The organism is Bacillus sp. XF8, assembly GCF_017498755.1.
GTDB classification, from domain to species: domain Bacteria; phylum Bacillota; class Bacilli; order Bacillales; family Bacillaceae_G; genus Bacillus_A; species Bacillus_A bingmayongensis.
Map to the genome: position 1 here is coordinate 1 of NZ_JAGDQK010000047.1, position 16,895 is coordinate 16,895.

General features: G+C 33.3%; 18 protein-coding genes and 2 pseudogenes. 8 read left to right on the forward strand and 12 right to left on the reverse strand.

The window, feature by feature from the left end:
- A partial coding sequence (locus J4P91_RS24640) for an IS6 family transposase (protein WP_207996177.1) occupies window positions 1-480 on the forward strand: 480 nt, incomplete at its 5' end.
- A gap of 42 nt (window positions 481-522) precedes the next feature.
- Here the strand turns inward: J4P91_RS24640 and J4P91_RS24645 are convergent.
- Together J4P91_RS24645 and J4P91_RS24650 are read right to left on the reverse strand one after the other, a co-directional pair.
- Window positions 523-894 carry a hypothetical protein gene (locus tag J4P91_RS24645; RefSeq protein ID WP_207996178.1) on the reverse strand — a complete coding sequence of 124 codons (372 nt, stop codon included), beginning with the start codon at window positions 892-894 and terminating at the stop codon, window positions 523-525.
- Window positions 895-928: 34 nt separating this feature from the next.
- On the reverse strand, window positions 929-1,258 hold the full coding sequence (locus J4P91_RS24650) for a YolD-like family protein (protein WP_207996179.1): 330 nt from the start codon (window positions 1,256-1,258) through the stop codon (window positions 929-931).
- Between the two features lie 229 nt (window positions 1,259-1,487).
- Here J4P91_RS24650 and J4P91_RS24655 point away from each other — a divergent pair, with 229 nt between their 5' ends.
- Window positions 1,488-2,150, forward strand: coding sequence for a recombinase family protein (locus J4P91_RS24655; protein WP_207996210.1), 663 nt, complete (start codon window positions 1,488-1,490; stop codon window positions 2,148-2,150).
- A gap of 322 nt (window positions 2,151-2,472) precedes the next feature.
- Here the strand turns inward: J4P91_RS24655 and J4P91_RS24660 are convergent, their stop codons facing one another.
- Complete coding sequence (locus tag J4P91_RS24660; RefSeq protein WP_207996180.1) at window positions 2,473-2,772, reverse strand: hypothetical protein; 300 nt, start codon at window positions 2,770-2,772, stop codon at window positions 2,473-2,475.
- A gap of 638 nt (window positions 2,773-3,410) precedes the next feature.
- On the opposite strand from J4P91_RS24660, the gene J4P91_RS24665 reads away from it, so the two are divergent.
- The 5 genes and pseudogenes from J4P91_RS24665 to J4P91_RS24685 all read left to right on the forward strand — a co-directional run bounded on the left by J4P91_RS24665 (window position 3,411) and on the right by J4P91_RS24685 (window position 6,708).
- The gene (locus tag J4P91_RS24665) at window positions 3,411-4,298 is read left to right on the forward strand and encodes an acyl-ACP desaturase (protein WP_207996181.1); all 888 of its coding nucleotides are present in this window, start codon (window positions 3,411-3,413) and stop codon (window positions 4,296-4,298) included.
- Window positions 4,299-4,536: 238 nt separating this feature from the next.
- A complete protein-coding gene (locus J4P91_RS24670) occupies window positions 4,537-4,998 on the forward strand; it encodes a CarD family transcriptional regulator (RefSeq protein WP_207996182.1) in 462 nt (153 codons plus the stop codon).
- 557 nt (window positions 4,999-5,555) lie between these two features.
- Complete coding sequence (locus J4P91_RS24675; protein ID WP_207996183.1) at window positions 5,556-5,720, forward strand: BC1881 family protein; 165 nt, start codon at window positions 5,556-5,558, stop codon at window positions 5,718-5,720.
- 280 nt (window positions 5,721-6,000) lie between these two features.
- Window positions 6,001-6,235: pseudogene (locus J4P91_RS24680) on the forward strand (hypothetical protein).
- A gap of 239 nt (window positions 6,236-6,474) precedes the next feature.
- Window positions 6,475-6,708, forward strand: a complete 234-nt coding sequence (locus J4P91_RS24685; RefSeq protein WP_002114671.1) for a YuzF family protein — start codon at window positions 6,475-6,477, stop codon at window positions 6,706-6,708.
- 65 nt (window positions 6,709-6,773) lie between these two features.
- On the opposite strand, the gene J4P91_RS24690 is transcribed toward J4P91_RS24685, so the two are convergent.
- Both J4P91_RS24690 and J4P91_RS24695 read right to left on the reverse strand, forming a co-directional pair.
- Window positions 6,774-7,049: a hypothetical protein gene (locus tag J4P91_RS24690; protein WP_207996184.1), complete on the reverse strand. Its 276-nt coding sequence runs from the start codon at window positions 7,047-7,049 to the stop codon at window positions 6,774-6,776.
- Between the two features lie 321 nt (window positions 7,050-7,370).
- Window positions 7,371-8,807 carry an IS4 family transposase gene (locus tag J4P91_RS24695; RefSeq protein ID WP_207996185.1) on the reverse strand — a complete coding sequence of 479 codons (1,437 nt, stop codon included), beginning with the start codon at window positions 8,805-8,807 and terminating at the stop codon, window positions 7,371-7,373.
- Window positions 8,808-9,643: 836 nt separating this feature from the next.
- Between J4P91_RS24695 and J4P91_RS24700 the strand changes: the two genes are divergently transcribed.
- Complete coding sequence (locus tag J4P91_RS24700) at window positions 9,644-10,813, forward strand: serine hydrolase domain-containing protein (protein WP_207996186.1); 1,170 nt, start codon at window positions 9,644-9,646, stop codon at window positions 10,811-10,813.
- 474 nt (window positions 10,814-11,287) lie between these two features.
- On the opposite strand, the gene J4P91_RS24705 is transcribed toward J4P91_RS24700, so the two are convergent.
- From J4P91_RS24705 to J4P91_RS24735, 7 genes and pseudogenes are all read right to left on the reverse strand, one after another.
- Complete coding sequence (locus J4P91_RS24705; RefSeq protein ID WP_207996187.1) at window positions 11,288-11,530, reverse strand: helix-turn-helix domain-containing protein; 243 nt, start codon at window positions 11,528-11,530, stop codon at window positions 11,288-11,290.
- A 297-nt stretch (window positions 11,531-11,827) separates the two neighbouring features.
- Window positions 11,828-12,016: a hypothetical protein gene (locus tag J4P91_RS24710; RefSeq protein ID WP_207996188.1), complete on the reverse strand. Its 189-nt coding sequence runs from the start codon at window positions 12,014-12,016 to the stop codon at window positions 11,828-11,830.
- 305 nt (window positions 12,017-12,321) lie between these two features.
- Window positions 12,322-12,930, reverse strand: a complete 609-nt coding sequence (locus J4P91_RS24715; RefSeq protein WP_207996211.1) for a restriction endonuclease — start codon at window positions 12,928-12,930, stop codon at window positions 12,322-12,324.
- A 530-nt stretch (window positions 12,931-13,460) separates the two neighbouring features.
- On the reverse strand, window positions 13,461-14,708 hold the full coding sequence (locus J4P91_RS24720) for a DUF4153 domain-containing protein (RefSeq protein WP_207996189.1): 1,248 nt from the start codon (window positions 14,706-14,708) through the stop codon (window positions 13,461-13,463).
- Between the two features lie 47 nt (window positions 14,709-14,755).
- Window positions 14,756-14,971 (reverse strand): helix-turn-helix domain-containing protein, encoded by a 216-nt coding sequence (locus J4P91_RS24725; protein WP_017153334.1) that lies wholly within the window; start codon window positions 14,969-14,971, stop codon window positions 14,756-14,758.
- 11 nt (window positions 14,972-14,982) lie between these two features.
- A complete protein-coding gene (locus J4P91_RS24730) occupies window positions 14,983-15,465 on the reverse strand; it encodes a DUF2975 domain-containing protein (RefSeq protein WP_018392447.1) in 483 nt (160 codons plus the stop codon).
- 431 nt (window positions 15,466-15,896) lie between these two features.
- A pseudogene (locus J4P91_RS24735) lies at window positions 15,897-16,888 on the reverse strand (DUF3991 domain-containing protein).
- Window positions 16,889-16,895 lie beyond the last annotated feature (7 nt).

The following is a 16,895-nucleotide window of genomic DNA, read 5'->3' on the forward strand; positions in this document are numbered from 1 at the left end:
CGAGTAGACGAGACGTATATTAAGGTCAAAGGAAAGTGGATGTATTTATATCGTGCAGTTGATTCAGAAGGAAACACCATTGATTTCTACCTAAGCAAAACAAGAAATCACAAGGCTGCAAAGCGTTTCTTCAAGAAAGCTTTGCAGTCTTTTCATGTTTCACAGCCTCGTGTGATAACCATCGATAAGAATCCAGCCTATCCTAAAGCAATTGAAGAGTTGAAGAATGAAAAAAAGATGCCTGTAGACATCCAAATAAGGCAAGTGAAATATCTCAATAACATCGTGGAACAAGATCATCGATTTATTAAAAAGCGAGTACGTTCGATGTTAGGATTCAAATCATTTCGTACAGCCACTTACATACTGAGTGGCATAGAAGCGATGCATATGATAAGAAAGAAGCAACTTCATCAAGGGGTAAAGTCTGCCCAAAATCAAAAAAATTTCATTGATAAATTGTTTGGTATCGCATCATAATCTGTAATTTAGTAGGAAATTCAGGTCCTACTTTTTTATAATTTATTTTTGCACCAGAACCTTATTTAATATATCCATTTCATACTCAAGCTCTTTTGTTTCTATATCCAAAAAGTCCATTGTCATTGCAAGCACTTTACCATCTTCTTTTCTTCTAGATCCCCATAAACGAACCGCTTTATTTATATTACTATCCTCAAAAGTAACTTGAACTGTTCTCAATTCCTTGCCATCTACATATTCGCGAGATATCCAACATTCTTTAAATTCTAGGGTATTTTCTGGCATACTAAAAACATAATTAAACATTGCTTCTTCTAATTCTGGAAAACCAAATCCTTTTTTCTTTAAACAAATATCATCGAATTGCTCAAGATCCCTAAAATGGTAGATAAGCTCTTTTTTAGTTTGCATCTTTTTTCTCCCCATCCTTTGAAATATTAGATCCCTATGTATAATGAATATCTGTTACATTGTTAACTCTTATATATACTACCTTATCATACTGATTCATTATCCTTAATTCATTTCGAGTCATATCATAAAAATGAATATAACCAATTACCGAATGTAATTTATGTTGTTTATGATATAAAATATTTACTTGTCTATTTTCGGCAATCGCTTCACAAACAATAAGATTCAACGATTCTAATTGCTGTTCATCTACAATTGGTATTGGAACATGATTTTGTTTTTCATATAATTCATTCAATCCCTCAAATTGTTCCTTTATTGCGGAAAACGGTACCCATTTCATCATATCTCGATCAATCATGATTGTATTCCTCCTTATGCTTTGTGAACACCAATTTTATTGTTCCTATCTCGTTGATTTGGAATCCTTACCTTGTAAGGATTCTTTAAGTGTTTGTAAAGGTATACCTTTACAAACAGGTGAAGAACATCTAGGAAACATTGAAACGTCAAGTTTATAAAGGTGGTTGTAATTGTTTTATAAACGTTTATTTTTAATGAACACCTTTATAAACAAAAGTGATATAATTGTGGTAACAAATGTAAGGAGCATCTCAAACGTGGCAAATATTTATGGATATATACGTGTAAGTACAAAAGATCAAAATGAACAACGTCAATTACATAAGATGATGGAACGAGGAGTGGAAGCTCGACGTATTTTTGTCGATAAAGCAAGTGGACGACATTTTGATCGTCCTCAATATCAATTATTACGAAAAATATTAAGTACAGGTGATATTGTTTACATAGATGCTTTAGATCGTATGGGACGCAATTATGATGAAGTAATTTCAGAGTGGAAATACATAACAAGAGAATTACAAGCTGATATTGTTGTGTTAGAAAATGAAACTTTATTCAATAGCCGTAAGTTTCGTGAAATGGGTGACATGGGTCGGTTGATGGAAGATCAATTTTTATCTTTGCTTTCCTATGTTGCAGATCAAGAGCGTAAAAAAATCCATCAGCGACAAGCGGAAGGGATTGCTGTAGCTAAATCTCAAGGGAAACATTTAGGACGTCCTCAGGTGAACCTTTCAACCCTAAGCAAACAACAAATGCATATAATAGAAGAAACTTATTCTAAATGGAAAAGTGGAGAAATAACAGCTCTTATGTTTATGGAAATTTTAGAGCTAAAGAAAAATACGTTTTATAAAATAATGAAGGAATATGAGGAAACAAAGTAGCATCTTTCCTATGAAAAATCCTACTTTCCCCCTGGCTGTAAAAATCTTGGAGTTTTTGCACCAGAACAGTATTATTCGAGAAAAAATAAAAGACAACTCTAATTAAGAGTTGTCTTTTTGTGTAATAAAATTTACAAAATATGAAGATATACAAACAACTAGAATACGTTATGGATATTATTATAACAAAATCGAATACTATTATGAATAAAAAGAATATTTAAATGAGTTTTTGAGCTGTTTGTTAAGAAAGTTTCAAAAATAAATTTTGTATAAAGGTTTCCTTTGAATATGATTATTTATTTTAAAAATATAATCATGGTTATTGTATTTCGAGGGTTTCCTTATAAACCTTAGCTATATATTTGACAAAATCAATGACGGGATAGTGTATGAGTGAACGGTGCTGCGCAAAGAGAACCCCTTCTTTTTCTATTTTGGAAATGAGTTGTTCAATTTTTAACTCTTTTTGTTGTATCCTATTATAATTTTGGTATACAATGTTTTTCCATTGATAGGAGGAAACGTGAAAATAACTCTCTCCTTTTACCCTGTGACTAAATATTATTTCTATTTTTTCTCTACGTTGTTTTTCCTTCATATGCGCTTCCGTTGACTGCATGTTTATCGACTCTTCCCTTTGAGCTGTATACTGTTTCCAAAAATACGGTCTAACTCATCATAGCCAATGTACAGTAATCTTGTTGGGGATTGTCGTTTACGGCTATCTCATCCACTGTATATATTTTTCAAGCGCTTAATCTAACATCTTGGATCTTACATCTAAATAAGTTGTTAGTCTGTATAAAATACCATTAATCTTTTAAGTTTTTGCTACCAATAACAAAATTAGAAAGTAGCGCGAACGCATAAAAGATTAATTGTTTATCAATCTTTATTATAAAACGATTCTTTATAGGTATGCACCTTTCTATAAGCACCAAAATTTACAACATGACGAGTATCTTCATCCATAAATGTTATCCTCTAATTGCTGAGGATAGTTTTTTTATTTAGGCTAAGCAACATATCGTATTGCTCAGAACCCTTTTTATAAAAAAGGACAATATATGTAACGGTTTCCCTTTTGATATGAAAAAAATCATATAGAAATAAAGCGTTCTTAAAGAGGTTTATTAAAAATTTGTTGTGTTTGACTAAAAAAAGGAAAGTAATATTTATTTGCAGAAAATTTTTAAGGATAAAAATGCATGTAAAAATAGAATGACTATCTATGATAAGAAAAGGGGGCACTTATATATGCTAACAAATGATTTAGATTTCCGATTAGAACCACGTTTAAAAGAACTGTATGAACAACATAAAATAAGAGCGCAGAAGATAGACTGGGGTTATCATGAGTTTTTACCATGGGATAAGGGAATGGACTTTAAAAGAGTTCCTTGGGATGAAAGTCAAGTTACTCTTCCTTCTGGTGTAATTACGGCCATTGAAACAGCTTTATTAACAGAAGTGAATTTACCGTGGTTTACAACGTATTTATCTGTGACTTTTAAAGGGTCCCTTTCTGTTATTACAGACTTTATTCATACTTGGACTTCAGAAGAAGATCAACATTCGAATTTATTGGAGACATATTTACTACTCACTCGAAGTGTAAATCCTAAACGATTACATGAATTAAGAAAGTCAGTCGTTGAGGGTGGATTTGAGCCCGATTTTCACACACCAATTGAAACAATGACATATACGACGCTACAAGAACTTGCAACGATGGTGTTCTACAATAATGTAGCTAAGGTTGCAAGTAAGCACGATCCAGATCTTGCTACATTATTACGCCGTCTTGCAAAAGATGAAACTCTTCATTATGCGTTTTATCGAGACGTCATTCGAACACATTTGGAATTGGAACCTAATTATTGCTATCATATTGCCAATGTGATTAGGAATTTTAAAATGCCAGGTGCTGTCATGCCTGATTTTGAAAATAGAATGGCTGTAATTGCAAAAGAAGCTAACTATGGGCCGCTGCAATATTTTGATCAAGTACTTGATGTAGTAGTTGATTATTGGGGGTTAAAAGACTTACGACCAATTGCACCTCTAGCTGAAAAAGCAAGAATTGAGATTTTGGAGTACCACACAAGATTGAAAAAAATACGGGATCGATTTGGTCGTTTTTAAGGGAAAACTGATCTACGTTAATTAGTAGAGGTTTCAGAATATACGCGAGGAAATGACCCTTCCTTTTATTGGAAATCTGACACGCTCCCTATTATTTTGTGGCTGTTATTACTTAATTTGATTTTAAAAGAAAAAAGTAATTGACGCTAAAAATAAATTTATGATATTATTAAATATTTGATAAAAAATAACATATATGTTAAGGTTAAGAAGGTTACCATATATGGAGGTGGATTATATGTTTCAAATTGGCGATAACATTGTTTATCCAATGCACGGAGCAGGTATAATTGAAGCCATAGAAGAAAGAGAATTCTCAGGGAAAAAACAACAGTATTATGTCATAAAAATGTCAATCAGTAATATGCAAGTCATGATTCCTACGGGTAAAATATTGAGTTCGAGTATACGCCCAGTTACTGATATACTTGCATTAAAACACATTATACACATTTTTCAGCATGGAGAATCAGATAGATTACTGCCGTGGAAACAAAGGTATAAAGTGAACGCGGACAAAATAAAAACGGGTGAAATACAAGAAGGTGCTGAAGTTGTACGTGATTTAATGCGTATGAAGAAAGAAAAAGCACTTAATGCAAGCGAAAAAAAAATGTTGGATAACGCACATGAATTTTTGATTAGTGAACTAGGATTAATTAAAGGGATCACTGAAAATCAAATAAAAAGTTTCTGTTAAGGTTCATTATAGATAATGTATTACATCCCCCGAAAATATCCTGAATTTTTCGGGAATATGATTATTATTAAAAGTAAATCATTTCAAAGACATTCAATTTCTTCAATTCACTTTTAGAGTAGGAACCTCTTTTGTTATTACTTCAATCTAATCCATTTTTATTTTTAAATTTCTTTTACGAACGTTCGAAGTTTCATCAAATAACTCGATCAAATAGTCACTTGATTTTTGCAATCCTGATTCACACTGGCACGGACAAGGAGCCGTAAGGATGAAAGAGAGGTAGGGCTTTCATTGTTTTAGGTATATATATCTAAGTCATTATTCCTAGAAGAAAAAACAATCAATCTCATCTCTATCTTTAAGAATTTTTTTACATTTACTGAGACAGTGAATAGTAATTGTTTATCTTCTTTTCATAAAAGAGATACGCGAGTTGCTAACATCTAAATATATGGTCAACGATAAAAAATGATGGAATTTCTAGAACTAGAAACCATTTTTATAATTCATTTAACATAATAAGATTAAATGAAACAATAAGAAGGAGTGACGATATGAAACACATGCCAACGCAAGAATTAAGTAACGAGTTAAAGAAGCGGAAAGGGATTACTTCTATTAAGGTTGAGTCTTATGAAAAAATTGAAGTTGGTGGAATTCTTGTAGATGGACCGGCTGTTATTTTAATTAATCAGGAATACCTAAAAATTGTTGAATAAACGAAGAAAAGGATGATCCTTTACGAAAAGGGATGATCCTTTTTGTTTGCTGTTGATAATAATAGGATATACATAAATTTCATCTGATGTGATGGGATTAAAAGAAAGGAGAGGGTCGGGATTATCATGGTGGAAAGCTTAATATTGGTAGTATTTCTTTTTATGTTATATAAATTAGTTGCTAAAAAAACAAACTAATTATTTGAAACGATATATTGTTTTCTTTTTAAGGGCGAGATTTATTTTATAGTGAAATGGATAATTTAAAGGAGGAATTTAGATGGATGCAAGGAAAGAACGTATAAAATACGAGAAGATGTCAAAGAACTATGACCGTATTTATTTAGTTTCGTTTCTCCTATTAATTGTACTTGTTTGTAGTAGTGTGATTATCATAGGAGCTACAGGGGGAAAATATGGAGTGTTTTTGTTGTTAGCTAATTTTACTTAACGCATGTATTACTAAAGAATCTCAAAAAAAGTATAAGCAGTATTCTAATAAAGGGCGTATATAAAATGATAAATATCTTGAAAAGAACAACCTGAATGTACATTCAAAGTATCCCTATATCATTACCTATTAACTAGTAAAAAAGAATCTTATATAAATAATTTTTTAGTAATTTAGGAATAGAAAACGTACCTTATTAAAATGTTATTTACGTTCATATAATGAATTATCCTTCTAGCATATTTATAAGATTTATATCATATATTATGAGAAAGAATGTGAGTTAGAAAGGAGTCCTATAGAATGAGTTATTTGGAGGGAAATGACTTGAGTGAACAAAATATGGTAAGTGTACCTAATCCCTACGTATATCAGACATTACAATCAGCAATTGGTAAACATGTGGTTATTGAAACTGTAAGAGGTAATGTAAGAGGAAAGTTAAAGGATGTGAAACCAGATCATTTGCTTATTGAAGATACGGTACCATATATTGTACGCATTCAACAAATTGTATGGATTATGCCAAAACAATGATCAAATTACATCTAATTTAATTTATAACAGATTGGCGTCAGACGACCAAATAAAAACACAGGGTTTTATCTCTGTGTTTCTTCAAATTTTCGTTTTTGAATATATGCTTGAGCATGAATAATTTCTTTCTGAAGCTCTTTTAATTCTTTCATAGATTCTGATTCAATAGCCATGTATGTAGTAACTAAACTGATCATCATATCCATCTTCTCTACTATATTTTGAATGACCTGTTCAGATTGCTCTTTTTTAGGGTGTTGTATTGCTGTTAATACATCTTCTATATAATTATTCTTTCTTTGCTGGATATCATAAATAAACTGTTTTGTGTTTGAGTTCATTTGTTTTCCCCCCGTTTTGGATATATTTCCATTCTATCATATTTGAATAGAAAATATTGGATTCCCCTAAAATTACACCTGTCTCGTACATCCCCTCAAATATACAAACTAATTCCTTAACGTACAGGGAACTAATCAAAATATGTCAATTTTGTGTCTAAACGTACAATTTTCTTTTTTTGATATGGTGACCCCATGCCCATCAACTTAAGGATGCATGCAAAATGAACCCCGTTCATATAAACGGAAAAACTCTTAAAATATTTTGTAGCCTAAAAAATGAACATGCCAAATAAACCTCAATCGGCCAAATTTCAAAAATTATGCAGCTTTCTTTTGCTTGTTCACTCTATTATACTCATAGACAACACCCAAGATATCAAAGACAGTCTTCTTTTCATATCGGTGAGATTTCCGTCCATTCTTCTGTAAGAGGTGAAACAGACGGATAAGAATCTTTGTTATTTCTTGGGTGTTTTGTTGTGTGGCTTGATACAAAATTTGTAAATGATCTTGAATCATTCCGATTGCTTTATATTCGCTTAATTCCTTTTGTTTCTTTTGTAAAATTAATTGGCGCATCTTAAACATAGTAGAAGAACATAGGAAAATGGCAATAAGTTTTCCATAAACATGGCATTCTAATCGTTCTTGTTTGATATTTTGCCAATGATGAATTTGAAATAGGGATTTCCAAGTTTTAAAGATAATTTCGATTTGCCAGCGGAGAGAGTAAAAATCATGTATTTGTTCCATCGGAACAATCTCCCAAGGTGTATTGGTAACATATATGTTCATGCTAGCTAATCGTTTGCTTTTTTCTGAATACGTAATACCTTTTTTACTTTCTGTATACACTTGTTTTTTCATACGCTCACGAAGTTGCTTTTCAGTTAATCGATATATAATTACCCGGGTGAATAGTTTCTTATCCTTTCCAATATAAGCTTCTTTTATTTCATAGCCCTGTCCTGGCTTTAAGGTATTCATAATGTGTTCTAAATCAACTTTAATGTACTGAGACTGTTTTTTTATTGTCCCATTTCGAAAGTATTCAGGAAATTCATTTTTGACATACACCATATTGTTTAATTTGAGCCGCGATATATAATACACACCACGTTGGTCCATTTGATCTAAATCATCCAGTGAATAATAGCCTAAATCACGAATACATAAGTCTCCAGGACGTAATGTCGCTAAACATTCTGTTCCAAAAGTTTTATCATTATTTTTTCCTGGCTCAATTTGAAAATTTAAAAACTGTCCACTATGTAAATCATATTCTAACTGAATTTTTATACCCGCTGTTTGCGCACAACCACCTGATCCAGGATATACACTAGCTAAATGTTTTGGCACTTGGAAAATTGTTGCATCTAAAATACGAATCCGTTGAAAATAAGCTATTGAAGGGTTTGGAATCACAGATGTTTCACAAATTTTATTTTTTAATAATGCAGAGAAAATATGTTTTAAAAGGCAAACGGCTTTTTTATTGAAACGCTTATTGAGTCCTTCTGGACTCATAAGAGTTCCTGTAACAGCATGAAGTTGACTACACAGTCGTACTAAAGAATCACTCGCTACCCGTTGACTTATCCAGACACAGATAGTAGCTAAATCACGACCTGAAAACTTACGCTTTCGTTGTACAAAAGCTAGTTCTCTAGCAAGTTTTTCTAAAAATGAAGGGGTAAGATGTTGATGTAATTCTTCAGCAAATAATTTTAGCTCATCTTGAATCGAAAGATTCATAAAAAACGTCATCCTTTCTAATAATCTTATTTAGAAAGAATAACGTTTTTTTGTGCAAAGATAATGTAAATCGATAATATAGTTGTTTAATTTTATTATGAAAATATAAGAGCCTTGCTACAATCTAGTGTGTGTTAAGGCTCTTTAAAGTTGTTTAATTTGTGGAAGGCGAATAAATAATCGCCCCCCTTTACAATTTTAAAAACCTTTCAATTACCAGTTGATCTGGAGGACTTATATTAATTGCTTGTTTCATTTTTGTACGCTCCTTTAATTGATTGGGATTTTTTGTTAGCGAAACGAGTTAGCGCCCGTTAGCGTATGAACAGAGTGTAGCAAGAGGCAAGTCATAGTAGATAGTGAACTTCTGTCATATTTATAAAGAACAACAAAAATTGAGTGGATGAGGCTGTATTGATAGTTATGTCATAAAAGTCATGACATTTTGACACTACCGTATGTGACAGAAAAACCCTTAGAATCAAGGAGCAGTTTTTAACGCATTAACAATAAATGAGGAGGGGAGATTTTCATTGTCTATGATAAAAATATAAAGAGGCGTGAAAAGGGAAACAAGTAGGACCTATTTATGAAAAACAAACCAGTAACAAGAGTGATTCAAGGAAAAGAAGTAATTACTAGGATTAACATACAAGTGGAAAAAGAGAAATTTACCGTTTGTTAGGACACAATAGCATTTGTGAAAATAATACTAAGTAAGATAATTGCAAATCAACTCTTGTCCATTTGTCTTTAGTTAAGATGAAAGCTGTATGACTAGTATAAAACAGCAAATAACTACCGATAAAATATGAATAGAGGAGAGGAATATCTTTATGAAAAAGCATTGTCAGATTACATCTACAGGTTTAGTCCTTTTAATGACTGGAAGTTCTCTGTTATATACAACACCAACCTCAATTGTAAAAGCAGAGCCCACTCAAAATGTATCTAGTTCGTTACAAACAAGTACCCAACGAGATCGTACTTCTGTTAAGCAAGCAATGCGGGATACACTACAACTTGGATACCCTGGAATACTTGCTAAAACTTCTGAGGGTGGAAAAACGTGGGGTTATGCCGCTGGGGTAGCGGATCTGAGCACCAAGAAACCAATGAAAACAGATTTTCGTTTTCGCATTGCCAGCGTGACAAAGACGTTCACCGCAACGGTTGTACTTCAATTAGCTGGAGAGAACCGCCTGAATCTAGACGACTCCATCGAAAAATGGTTGCCTGGTGTCATTCAAGGAAACGGATATGATGCTAAACAGATTACTATCCGGCAGATATTGAACCATACAAGTGGTATCGCCGAATACTTAAGGTCAAAAGAAGCTGATTTTTTTAAGAATACAAAAAAATCATTTACTGCTGAAGAACTAGTGAAGATTGGACTTTCACTGCCCCCAGACTTTGCCCCAGGAAAGGGCTGGTCTTATTCAAACACAGGATACGTATTACTTGGTATCCTTATTGAAAAAGTAACCGGAAACAGCTATGCGGAAGAGATTGAAAATCGGATTATTGAACCGCTTGAATTGTCGAATACATTCCTACCTGGCAATTCAAGCGTTATTCCAGGCACCAAGCATGCCCGTGGATATTTACAACCAGACGGAGCAAGTGAGCTAAAAGACGTTACTTATTATAACCCAAGTATAGGTAGCTCGGCTGGAGATATGATTTCTACTGCTGACGACTTAAACAAATTCTTCTCTTCCTTGCTCGGTGGCAAATTACTGAAAGAACAGCAACTAAAACAAATGCTTACTACAGTTCCTACAGGAAGAGAAGGAATCGATGGATATGGTCTTGGAATCTATGAAACTAAGCTTCCAAACGGTGTCTCAATATGGGGACACTCAGGTGGCATTCCAGGATTTAGTACTTTTGCTGGAGGCATACTTGGAGGCAAGCATACATTGGCCGTCAATTTGAACAACCTTAAAGCTGATAGTACCGATCCTTTTAAAAATATTTTACTTGCTGAATTTAGCAAGTAGGCAAAAAGGAAAAATGGATAAACTTTGTCATAGTTTTTATGGCTCTAGTGCAAAAAATCTAAGAAGCTTGGACATACTGATAGTATCAATCTAGGGGTACCGCCCCATCGCCATCAAGCTAAGAAAATACACCTCCCCCAGAACGAGATTTTGTCCTAACTTGTAATAAAAAAGCTCATTTTTTCGTTTTGGGGTGGATTTGTTTTCTTAAGTTGATGGGCATGTGGCGGTACACCTTTTATTATTAATAAATATGGTACGTGAAATTTTTTAGATTTCAAATTTAATAGCCCCCGTAGACCATAAATCTATGAGGGCTGCCTAAGGGTATTTCTCATTCGACTTGATTCTATTGTAGCAAGCTTTCACCAAATATCAAAAACATAACGATCCAAAACCAAATAATCAAACTAAGTGTACTCTTGAAACCTCCTCACAAAGAAAATGTTTCCTCTTTCATTTTTATCATCCTTTCTACTTATCCCTTGGTTCTCCAAACCATTCATACATTGCTTTGCGGCTTATGATCCACTCCTTACGCTTTCCTTCTGGATGCAAAAAGTACTTCACTAAACCTTCTTCTAACATACGATCTAGTTCCTTCAATTGCTTATCATTCATAATAGAAGGGCTATATTTATTCTTCAATGTTTCACGAGGAATCCTCCAATAAAAAGATGCTTCAGTTGGTGTCATGTATTTATCAATTTCTTTCATGAGAATTCTCCTTTGTTTGTGCTTTTCCTTTTATGTTACAATATATAAAGAAGGAAATGGACTAGATTTCCTTCTACGTCAGTCACTCATTAACTAAACCCTTTGTTTGCTGCTAAGCAAATGAAGGGTTTTTATTTTGTTTGTTTATATTTACTATCTATGACAGCCAGACGGATCAACTTCAACTTAATATCATTGCTAAGTGAAAGCCATTCAGATGCACCAATTTTCATTTCTTTTTCCTCCCTATTTCCTTTTCAAATTCCAAGTAAATTAACCCCTTAAAACATTCATATTTTACACCAATTTAACAACTAGAGAAGCCTCGTCATATTCATGAATGTGTAAATCATAGTACATTTCTGTTGCATCTAATACCTTGCAAAACATCTCATAGTAAGCCGGATTACTTACTTCCATGCCAATTTCTCCATTCCTGAACAGATACTGTAAATCTTCAATGATTTCTTTTACTGTATTCTCCAATATTTTCACTCCTTATTCTTATCAAATAACCCTATAAGGTTATTCTATAACAAAATCATTAACCTTACAAGGTTATTTTATGCAATTTTCAGATAGTTGCTGAAAAAACCTTAATAATATCCTACATTCTCTTAAAACCACTTATTTTTGCTTGTAACATTTTTTGTGCTGTTTGGTTCTTATGACATTCACTTCTAATTGAACATTTGTTACAACCAAATCTGAGAAGTCATTTTTTGATGAAAGCATGATTTTTTGAAAACAAATTCCTGAAAATAACAAAAGAGCTGGATTTTCATCACAGCTCAATTATTTAATGGTTCTGTATGTGTACATGTCGGATATTGTGAACATCCAAAAAACTTATTTTCGGTTTTACTTGAATTTCTCACGACTAATTGATGTTTACATACCGGACATTTCCGGGCTACAGGATCTACACCGTGATACACATCTTCAGCCGAATGCTCTGGATTAACTTTATTAATCATTTTTTGAAGCTCTACACGATCTATTAGTTTTACATGACATGCTTCCGCTAATTCTTTCGCTTGTTTTGTATATACGCTGTTCGTGACAACCCATGCCTCATTTGCTTGATAATATGCTTTGGCTGCATATATCTCCTGTACAGCACGAATACCAACTCGATTTTTCATTCCATATCGCTTCGCTTGAATGACAATGCGATTTTTCCCTTTCAATACAAGATCCGCTCCATAATCATTTGATTGTTTTGTGACTTCCGGACGATATCCAAGTTCTCGAAAGAGAGCTTTTAAGTACACTTCAAACTGATGACCGTCCATTCTATCTATATAGCGAATACCTGACTTTGCCATTCGCTTCAGTATTCTTCGCTCCTGGATCTTTCGATACACAAATTTACAAATATGAAATAAGACATAAAGGATAAATGTAAAATGACAATAAAGTTATCTAATTTTAAAAGCTCAAACAAGCATAACCCCGTTCTAAATTTAGGACGGGGTTAAAAATATAGTTGTTTAATTTTTGATGTAAGATACTTCACTACACTAAAAAATATAACAATAAAGTCGTTTGAAAATCTAAGTTTTATTCAACAATCGCGCCCGATTATTAAAGATCATTATTCAAATCTTATTGAAGAAAAGCCCCCTTTAGTGTAAGTACATCTTTTCACATTTAATCTAAATCAAACTCAAACTTAAAACCTGCAAGTTTAGCTTATCAAATACGTTTCATGAAGTCCTTTTTCGTTGGGCACATGAAACTGGACATATTTTAAAGAATCCAGTTGCAACAATATATTATGTCTTCTAGTTTGAATACCCTCTTTTTAACTTTAGTAATAAAAATAAGCCAAAACTATGCAACTCTGTATAAAAAGCTGCATAATATCGGCTCTAAGGATTTTATACGTTATAGAAGATTAGCTTTTCGTTACATTAACAGAGCCTTTCTAATTAAAAATTATAGGAAAAGTAAATGTAACGAAAGCTGCCCAAAGTCCGTAGACCGGCAAATACTTAGTAACGGCATCTTGGATAGTTGAAGGTCCGGATTTGTTTTGTAGAAAACGCATATAGGAGAGCATAATCCAAATTAGATTTGCCCAGATAAGTATGTTTACTCCTAAAATAGCAAGTCTATTAGGCGTAATCCCATAAGAAGAAAGTCTGAACACGATGGCTGACAAAGCCACACTGTCAATGATAAGCGCAAGAACAATTAAGGAAAAATTTATATAATCTGAAATGTTCTTTTTCTCGTCTGAGTCGCTCTCGGTAATGGAAAATATGGTAACGGCCAATACACCAAGGAGTATTCCGTTGAAGACTATCAGGAAATTGCGGTCCAAGAATGGATTTTTTCCGACCCATATAACCGTTATAAGATAGACCAACAATGTGACCAGGACAAGAGGACTAAAAATTTTAGCTATATATGGTGTAATATTCTTAGCAAGTTTAAGATTCATTGATACCAGGTATGCAGCCACAATAGCGAGAGCGGCAGCACCAAATAAAACGACATTACTAAAATAGAAGTCTTCTATATCCAAGCCAACAAAGCTAAATAACTGCATGGTTAATGCTGCTAGTACCATTCCGCTAACTGCCATGCTGGCGTAGAGAATACAATATTCCAAATTAAATTTAATAAAGGCTAATCTTGTACTGCCTTTTGAATATTCATTTCCTGTAAATGCAAGCCCTACCAATACCCATAAGAATATGGGAAGGTGTAAATAAGCAAGGATAATACTGTCTTTATAATTTAATGGCAGCATATTAAGATAAAACCCGGAAATTAGGAACAACGCTGCAAGGGAATAAATAACACTTTTTTTCGGAGTATTATTGTAAACAAAATAGGCAGCAATAAAGGGAATTATACCAAAAGCCAGGTTAATTGGAGCAATTGCTTCCTGTTCGACAAAATGGAAAATGATCCTGGTGCTTATCCCGGCCAGAATGGCTAAAATGCCCATGAATAAGAAACCTTTTTGAAGCAAGGAAGATTTTTCTGTATTTGCCGTCTCCTTGAAATGCAATCTTTCATACCAAACGTCAAGAACCTGAGAATCAGGATTTTGTTCCCATGCGTGTGAGAATGACTTTTTAAAAGTTTTCGGGTCCTTTCTATACATTCTCTCCAGCTCATGAGGGTTAGCAATATTTTCAATAATCAAATTGTTAATATCCATAGTTATACCTCCCCTGATAATTTTTATATTAAGTTTCATTGATTAATTTAACTGTCTTCGTCACTTTTGTATTCTAAAATATCTCCAGGCTGACATTCTAAAGCCTTACAAATTGCCTCTAAAGTGGATAATCGAATCGCTTTTGCCTTTCCATTTTTCAATATAGAAAGGTTCGCCATTGTTATTCCAACCTTCTCCGAAAGTTCTGTTACGCTCATTTTCCTTTTTGCTAACATCACATCAATATTGATTATAATTGCCATTGTTATTCACCTCAGACCGTTAAATCATTTTCTGATTTGATATTAATTGCTTCTTGTAAAAGTTTTTGGAGAACAGCCGCAAAGACTGCGATAACCATCGAAGCAAAAGGAACAACCAATCCGACAAAGATAACTCCTGGTGCGTCGTCTACTTCCGCAAAGATATAGAAGAGAGGCCAAACTAGCACATGCAAAATACTGATTGTGATGGCACAGTATTTGATTTTCTTTAAAGCTTTTACAGATAAATCGGAGAAAGCTTTATTTTTGTCAATATAGCGTAAGAGTTTGAAAGCCTGATACAAAGCAAAGTAAAAAGGTATCGCCGATGCATCAAAAGCGATGAAAACGAGATATTTTATAAAAGCAAACTCTGGAAGCAATTTTGCTGCAAGATTCGCCATCTCAGGCACCAAAAAAATACACAGAGCAAGAACTGGGACTCCTAAAAGAATAACAGCTATTTTTAAAAACAACGTTGTTACTTTTTCCATAAAAAGCACCTCACTTATTTATTCTGATTTTGATTTTAATATATATTTTATCGTTTTACAATAAATTTTTATTAATTTGGATAACATTTTTATTGTAGGTTTTTGTTTTAAGCAAAAATAAAAAGCATTCCTCATTCAAAGAAATGCTCTATAACTTTAAAGCATTAAATTTATAACTTGTACAGCTAACCTGCCAGTTAGCTTAAGTACGTTTCTTCACAATATTCTCTATATGCTTTAACAGAAATATCTAATTTTCTTATTAAGTGTTATTCCACAAAATGGCCCGATTGTTGAATGGAATGACTCACATTTTATTAACCAACTTTATTATTTTTTAAACGACTTTTTTGTAAATTAAACAACTTTTTTGTCACTTTATAATAAAACCACAAATCAAAATTTGTAGTATGTTGGGCATGGTTGGTAGATTAGACACTTCGCTCCACCTCTTTTATTGGGTTTAGTTTCTTTGGTTGTTTTGGTTGAGCTGTTTCTTTTATTTGCTTCTCTTGCTTGGCTACCTGTTTCTTACGTACATCGTTCCAATCTTTTTCATGTGTCGGGATTTCTTCTTTTAGATCCACTAAACATTTCATAGTCTGAATAAACTCTTTCCCACCTTTGTCATTATCAACTGCCATGATGACCTCTTTTATATCATGTCCTTCTTTTTTGCATCAATTAATGACTGAATGACGGTTTTTGGTTTTAATCCATGTATAGATACCAAACGAGCATTTTGTATTTGATTTTGCTTGATACTCCAATGTGATAACATGTCGATTGGATCTTCATAAAAATAGATCTTATTCGGCTTGCCTACATCGACTGTAAAACCTGCATGAATCCTTTCGTAATTCGGGACGATTTGTTTGAAACTCCCTCGTTTATTCTCCATTTTGATAGTGCCTTGACGGTTCATTCCAATTATCTTTCCTTTACCGCCTTCTTCTCTCCATTTGAACACGACATTATTTCTTTTATCCTGGGCGATAAGATCCTTTTTAATCAGCCAGTTTACCAAACGAGGATCTATTTTCCGTTCAGCAATTAAGTACTCTTTTATCTCCGTTTGCTTCTTTACTTCTAGGTTTTTGGGATAAATAAAAGGCTGCTGTCCTTTTTTTCTTTCTTCTTCCGCTTTTGAACGATCAAACTCTTTATAATCCCCCTTGTCGATGTCCATCACAGCTTGTGGAAATGTCATTTCATAGTACATCATCGCAAAGCTAATCGCTCCGTATCCCTTTTCTCCTCGACTATTCCAAGCATATTGATTCCCTTTAATAATGAGACTGTCATGTTCCGTATGACGATAATAATTCCCTTCTTTCTTAAACCTTTCTCCCTTAGCTTCCAGATACGAAATCAAGTCTACATTTCTTGCCTTCATCGAATCCTCCGTACTGACATGTGCCATTACGGAA

Bases quoted from the DNA above. Each gene is read 5' to 3' on its own strand.
- J4P91_RS24685 (WP_002114671.1), top strand. From the start codon at position 6,475: ATGAGTTATTTGGAGGGAAATGACTTGAGTGAACAAAATATGGTAAGT.
- J4P91_RS24705 (WP_207996187.1), bottom strand. From the start codon at position 11,530: ATGAAAGAAATTGATAAATACATGACACCAACTGAAGCATCTTTTTAT.
- J4P91_RS24700 (WP_207996186.1), top strand. From the start codon at position 9,644: ATGAAAAAGCATTGTCAGATTACATCTACAGGTTTAGTCCTTTTAATG.
- J4P91_RS24645 (WP_207996178.1), bottom strand. From the start codon at position 894: ATGCAAACTAAAAAAGAGCTTATCTACCATTTTAGGGATCTTGAGCAA.
- J4P91_RS24695 (WP_207996185.1), bottom strand. From the start codon at position 8,807: ATGAATCTTTCGATTCAAGATGAGCTAAAATTATTTGCTGAAGAATTA.
- J4P91_RS24665 (WP_207996181.1), top strand. From the start codon at position 3,411: ATGCTAACAAATGATTTAGATTTCCGATTAGAACCACGTTTAAAAGAA.
- J4P91_RS24670 (WP_207996182.1), top strand. From the start codon at position 4,537: ATGTTTCAAATTGGCGATAACATTGTTTATCCAATGCACGGAGCAGGT.
- J4P91_RS24725 (WP_017153334.1), bottom strand. From the start codon at position 14,971: ATGGCAATTATAATCAATATTGATGTGATGTTAGCAAAAAGGAAAATG.
- J4P91_RS24720 (WP_207996189.1), bottom strand. From the start codon at position 14,708: ATGGATATTAACAATTTGATTATTGAAAATATTGCTAACCCTCATGAG.
- J4P91_RS24660 (WP_207996180.1), bottom strand. From the start codon at position 2,772: ATGCAGTCAACGGAAGCGCATATGAAGGAAAAACAACGTAGAGAAAAA.
- J4P91_RS24730 (WP_018392447.1), bottom strand. From the start codon at position 15,465: ATGGAAAAAGTAACAACGTTGTTTTTAAAAATAGCTGTTATTCTTTTA.
- J4P91_RS24675 (WP_207996183.1), top strand. From the start codon at position 5,556: ATGAAACACATGCCAACGCAAGAATTAAGTAACGAGTTAAAGAAGCGG.
- J4P91_RS24690 (WP_207996184.1), bottom strand. From the start codon at position 7,049: ATGAACTCAAACACAAAACAGTTTATTTATGATATCCAGCAAAGAAAG.
- J4P91_RS24650 (WP_207996179.1), bottom strand. From the start codon at position 1,258: ATGATTGATCGAGATATGATGAAATGGGTACCGTTTTCCGCAATAAAG.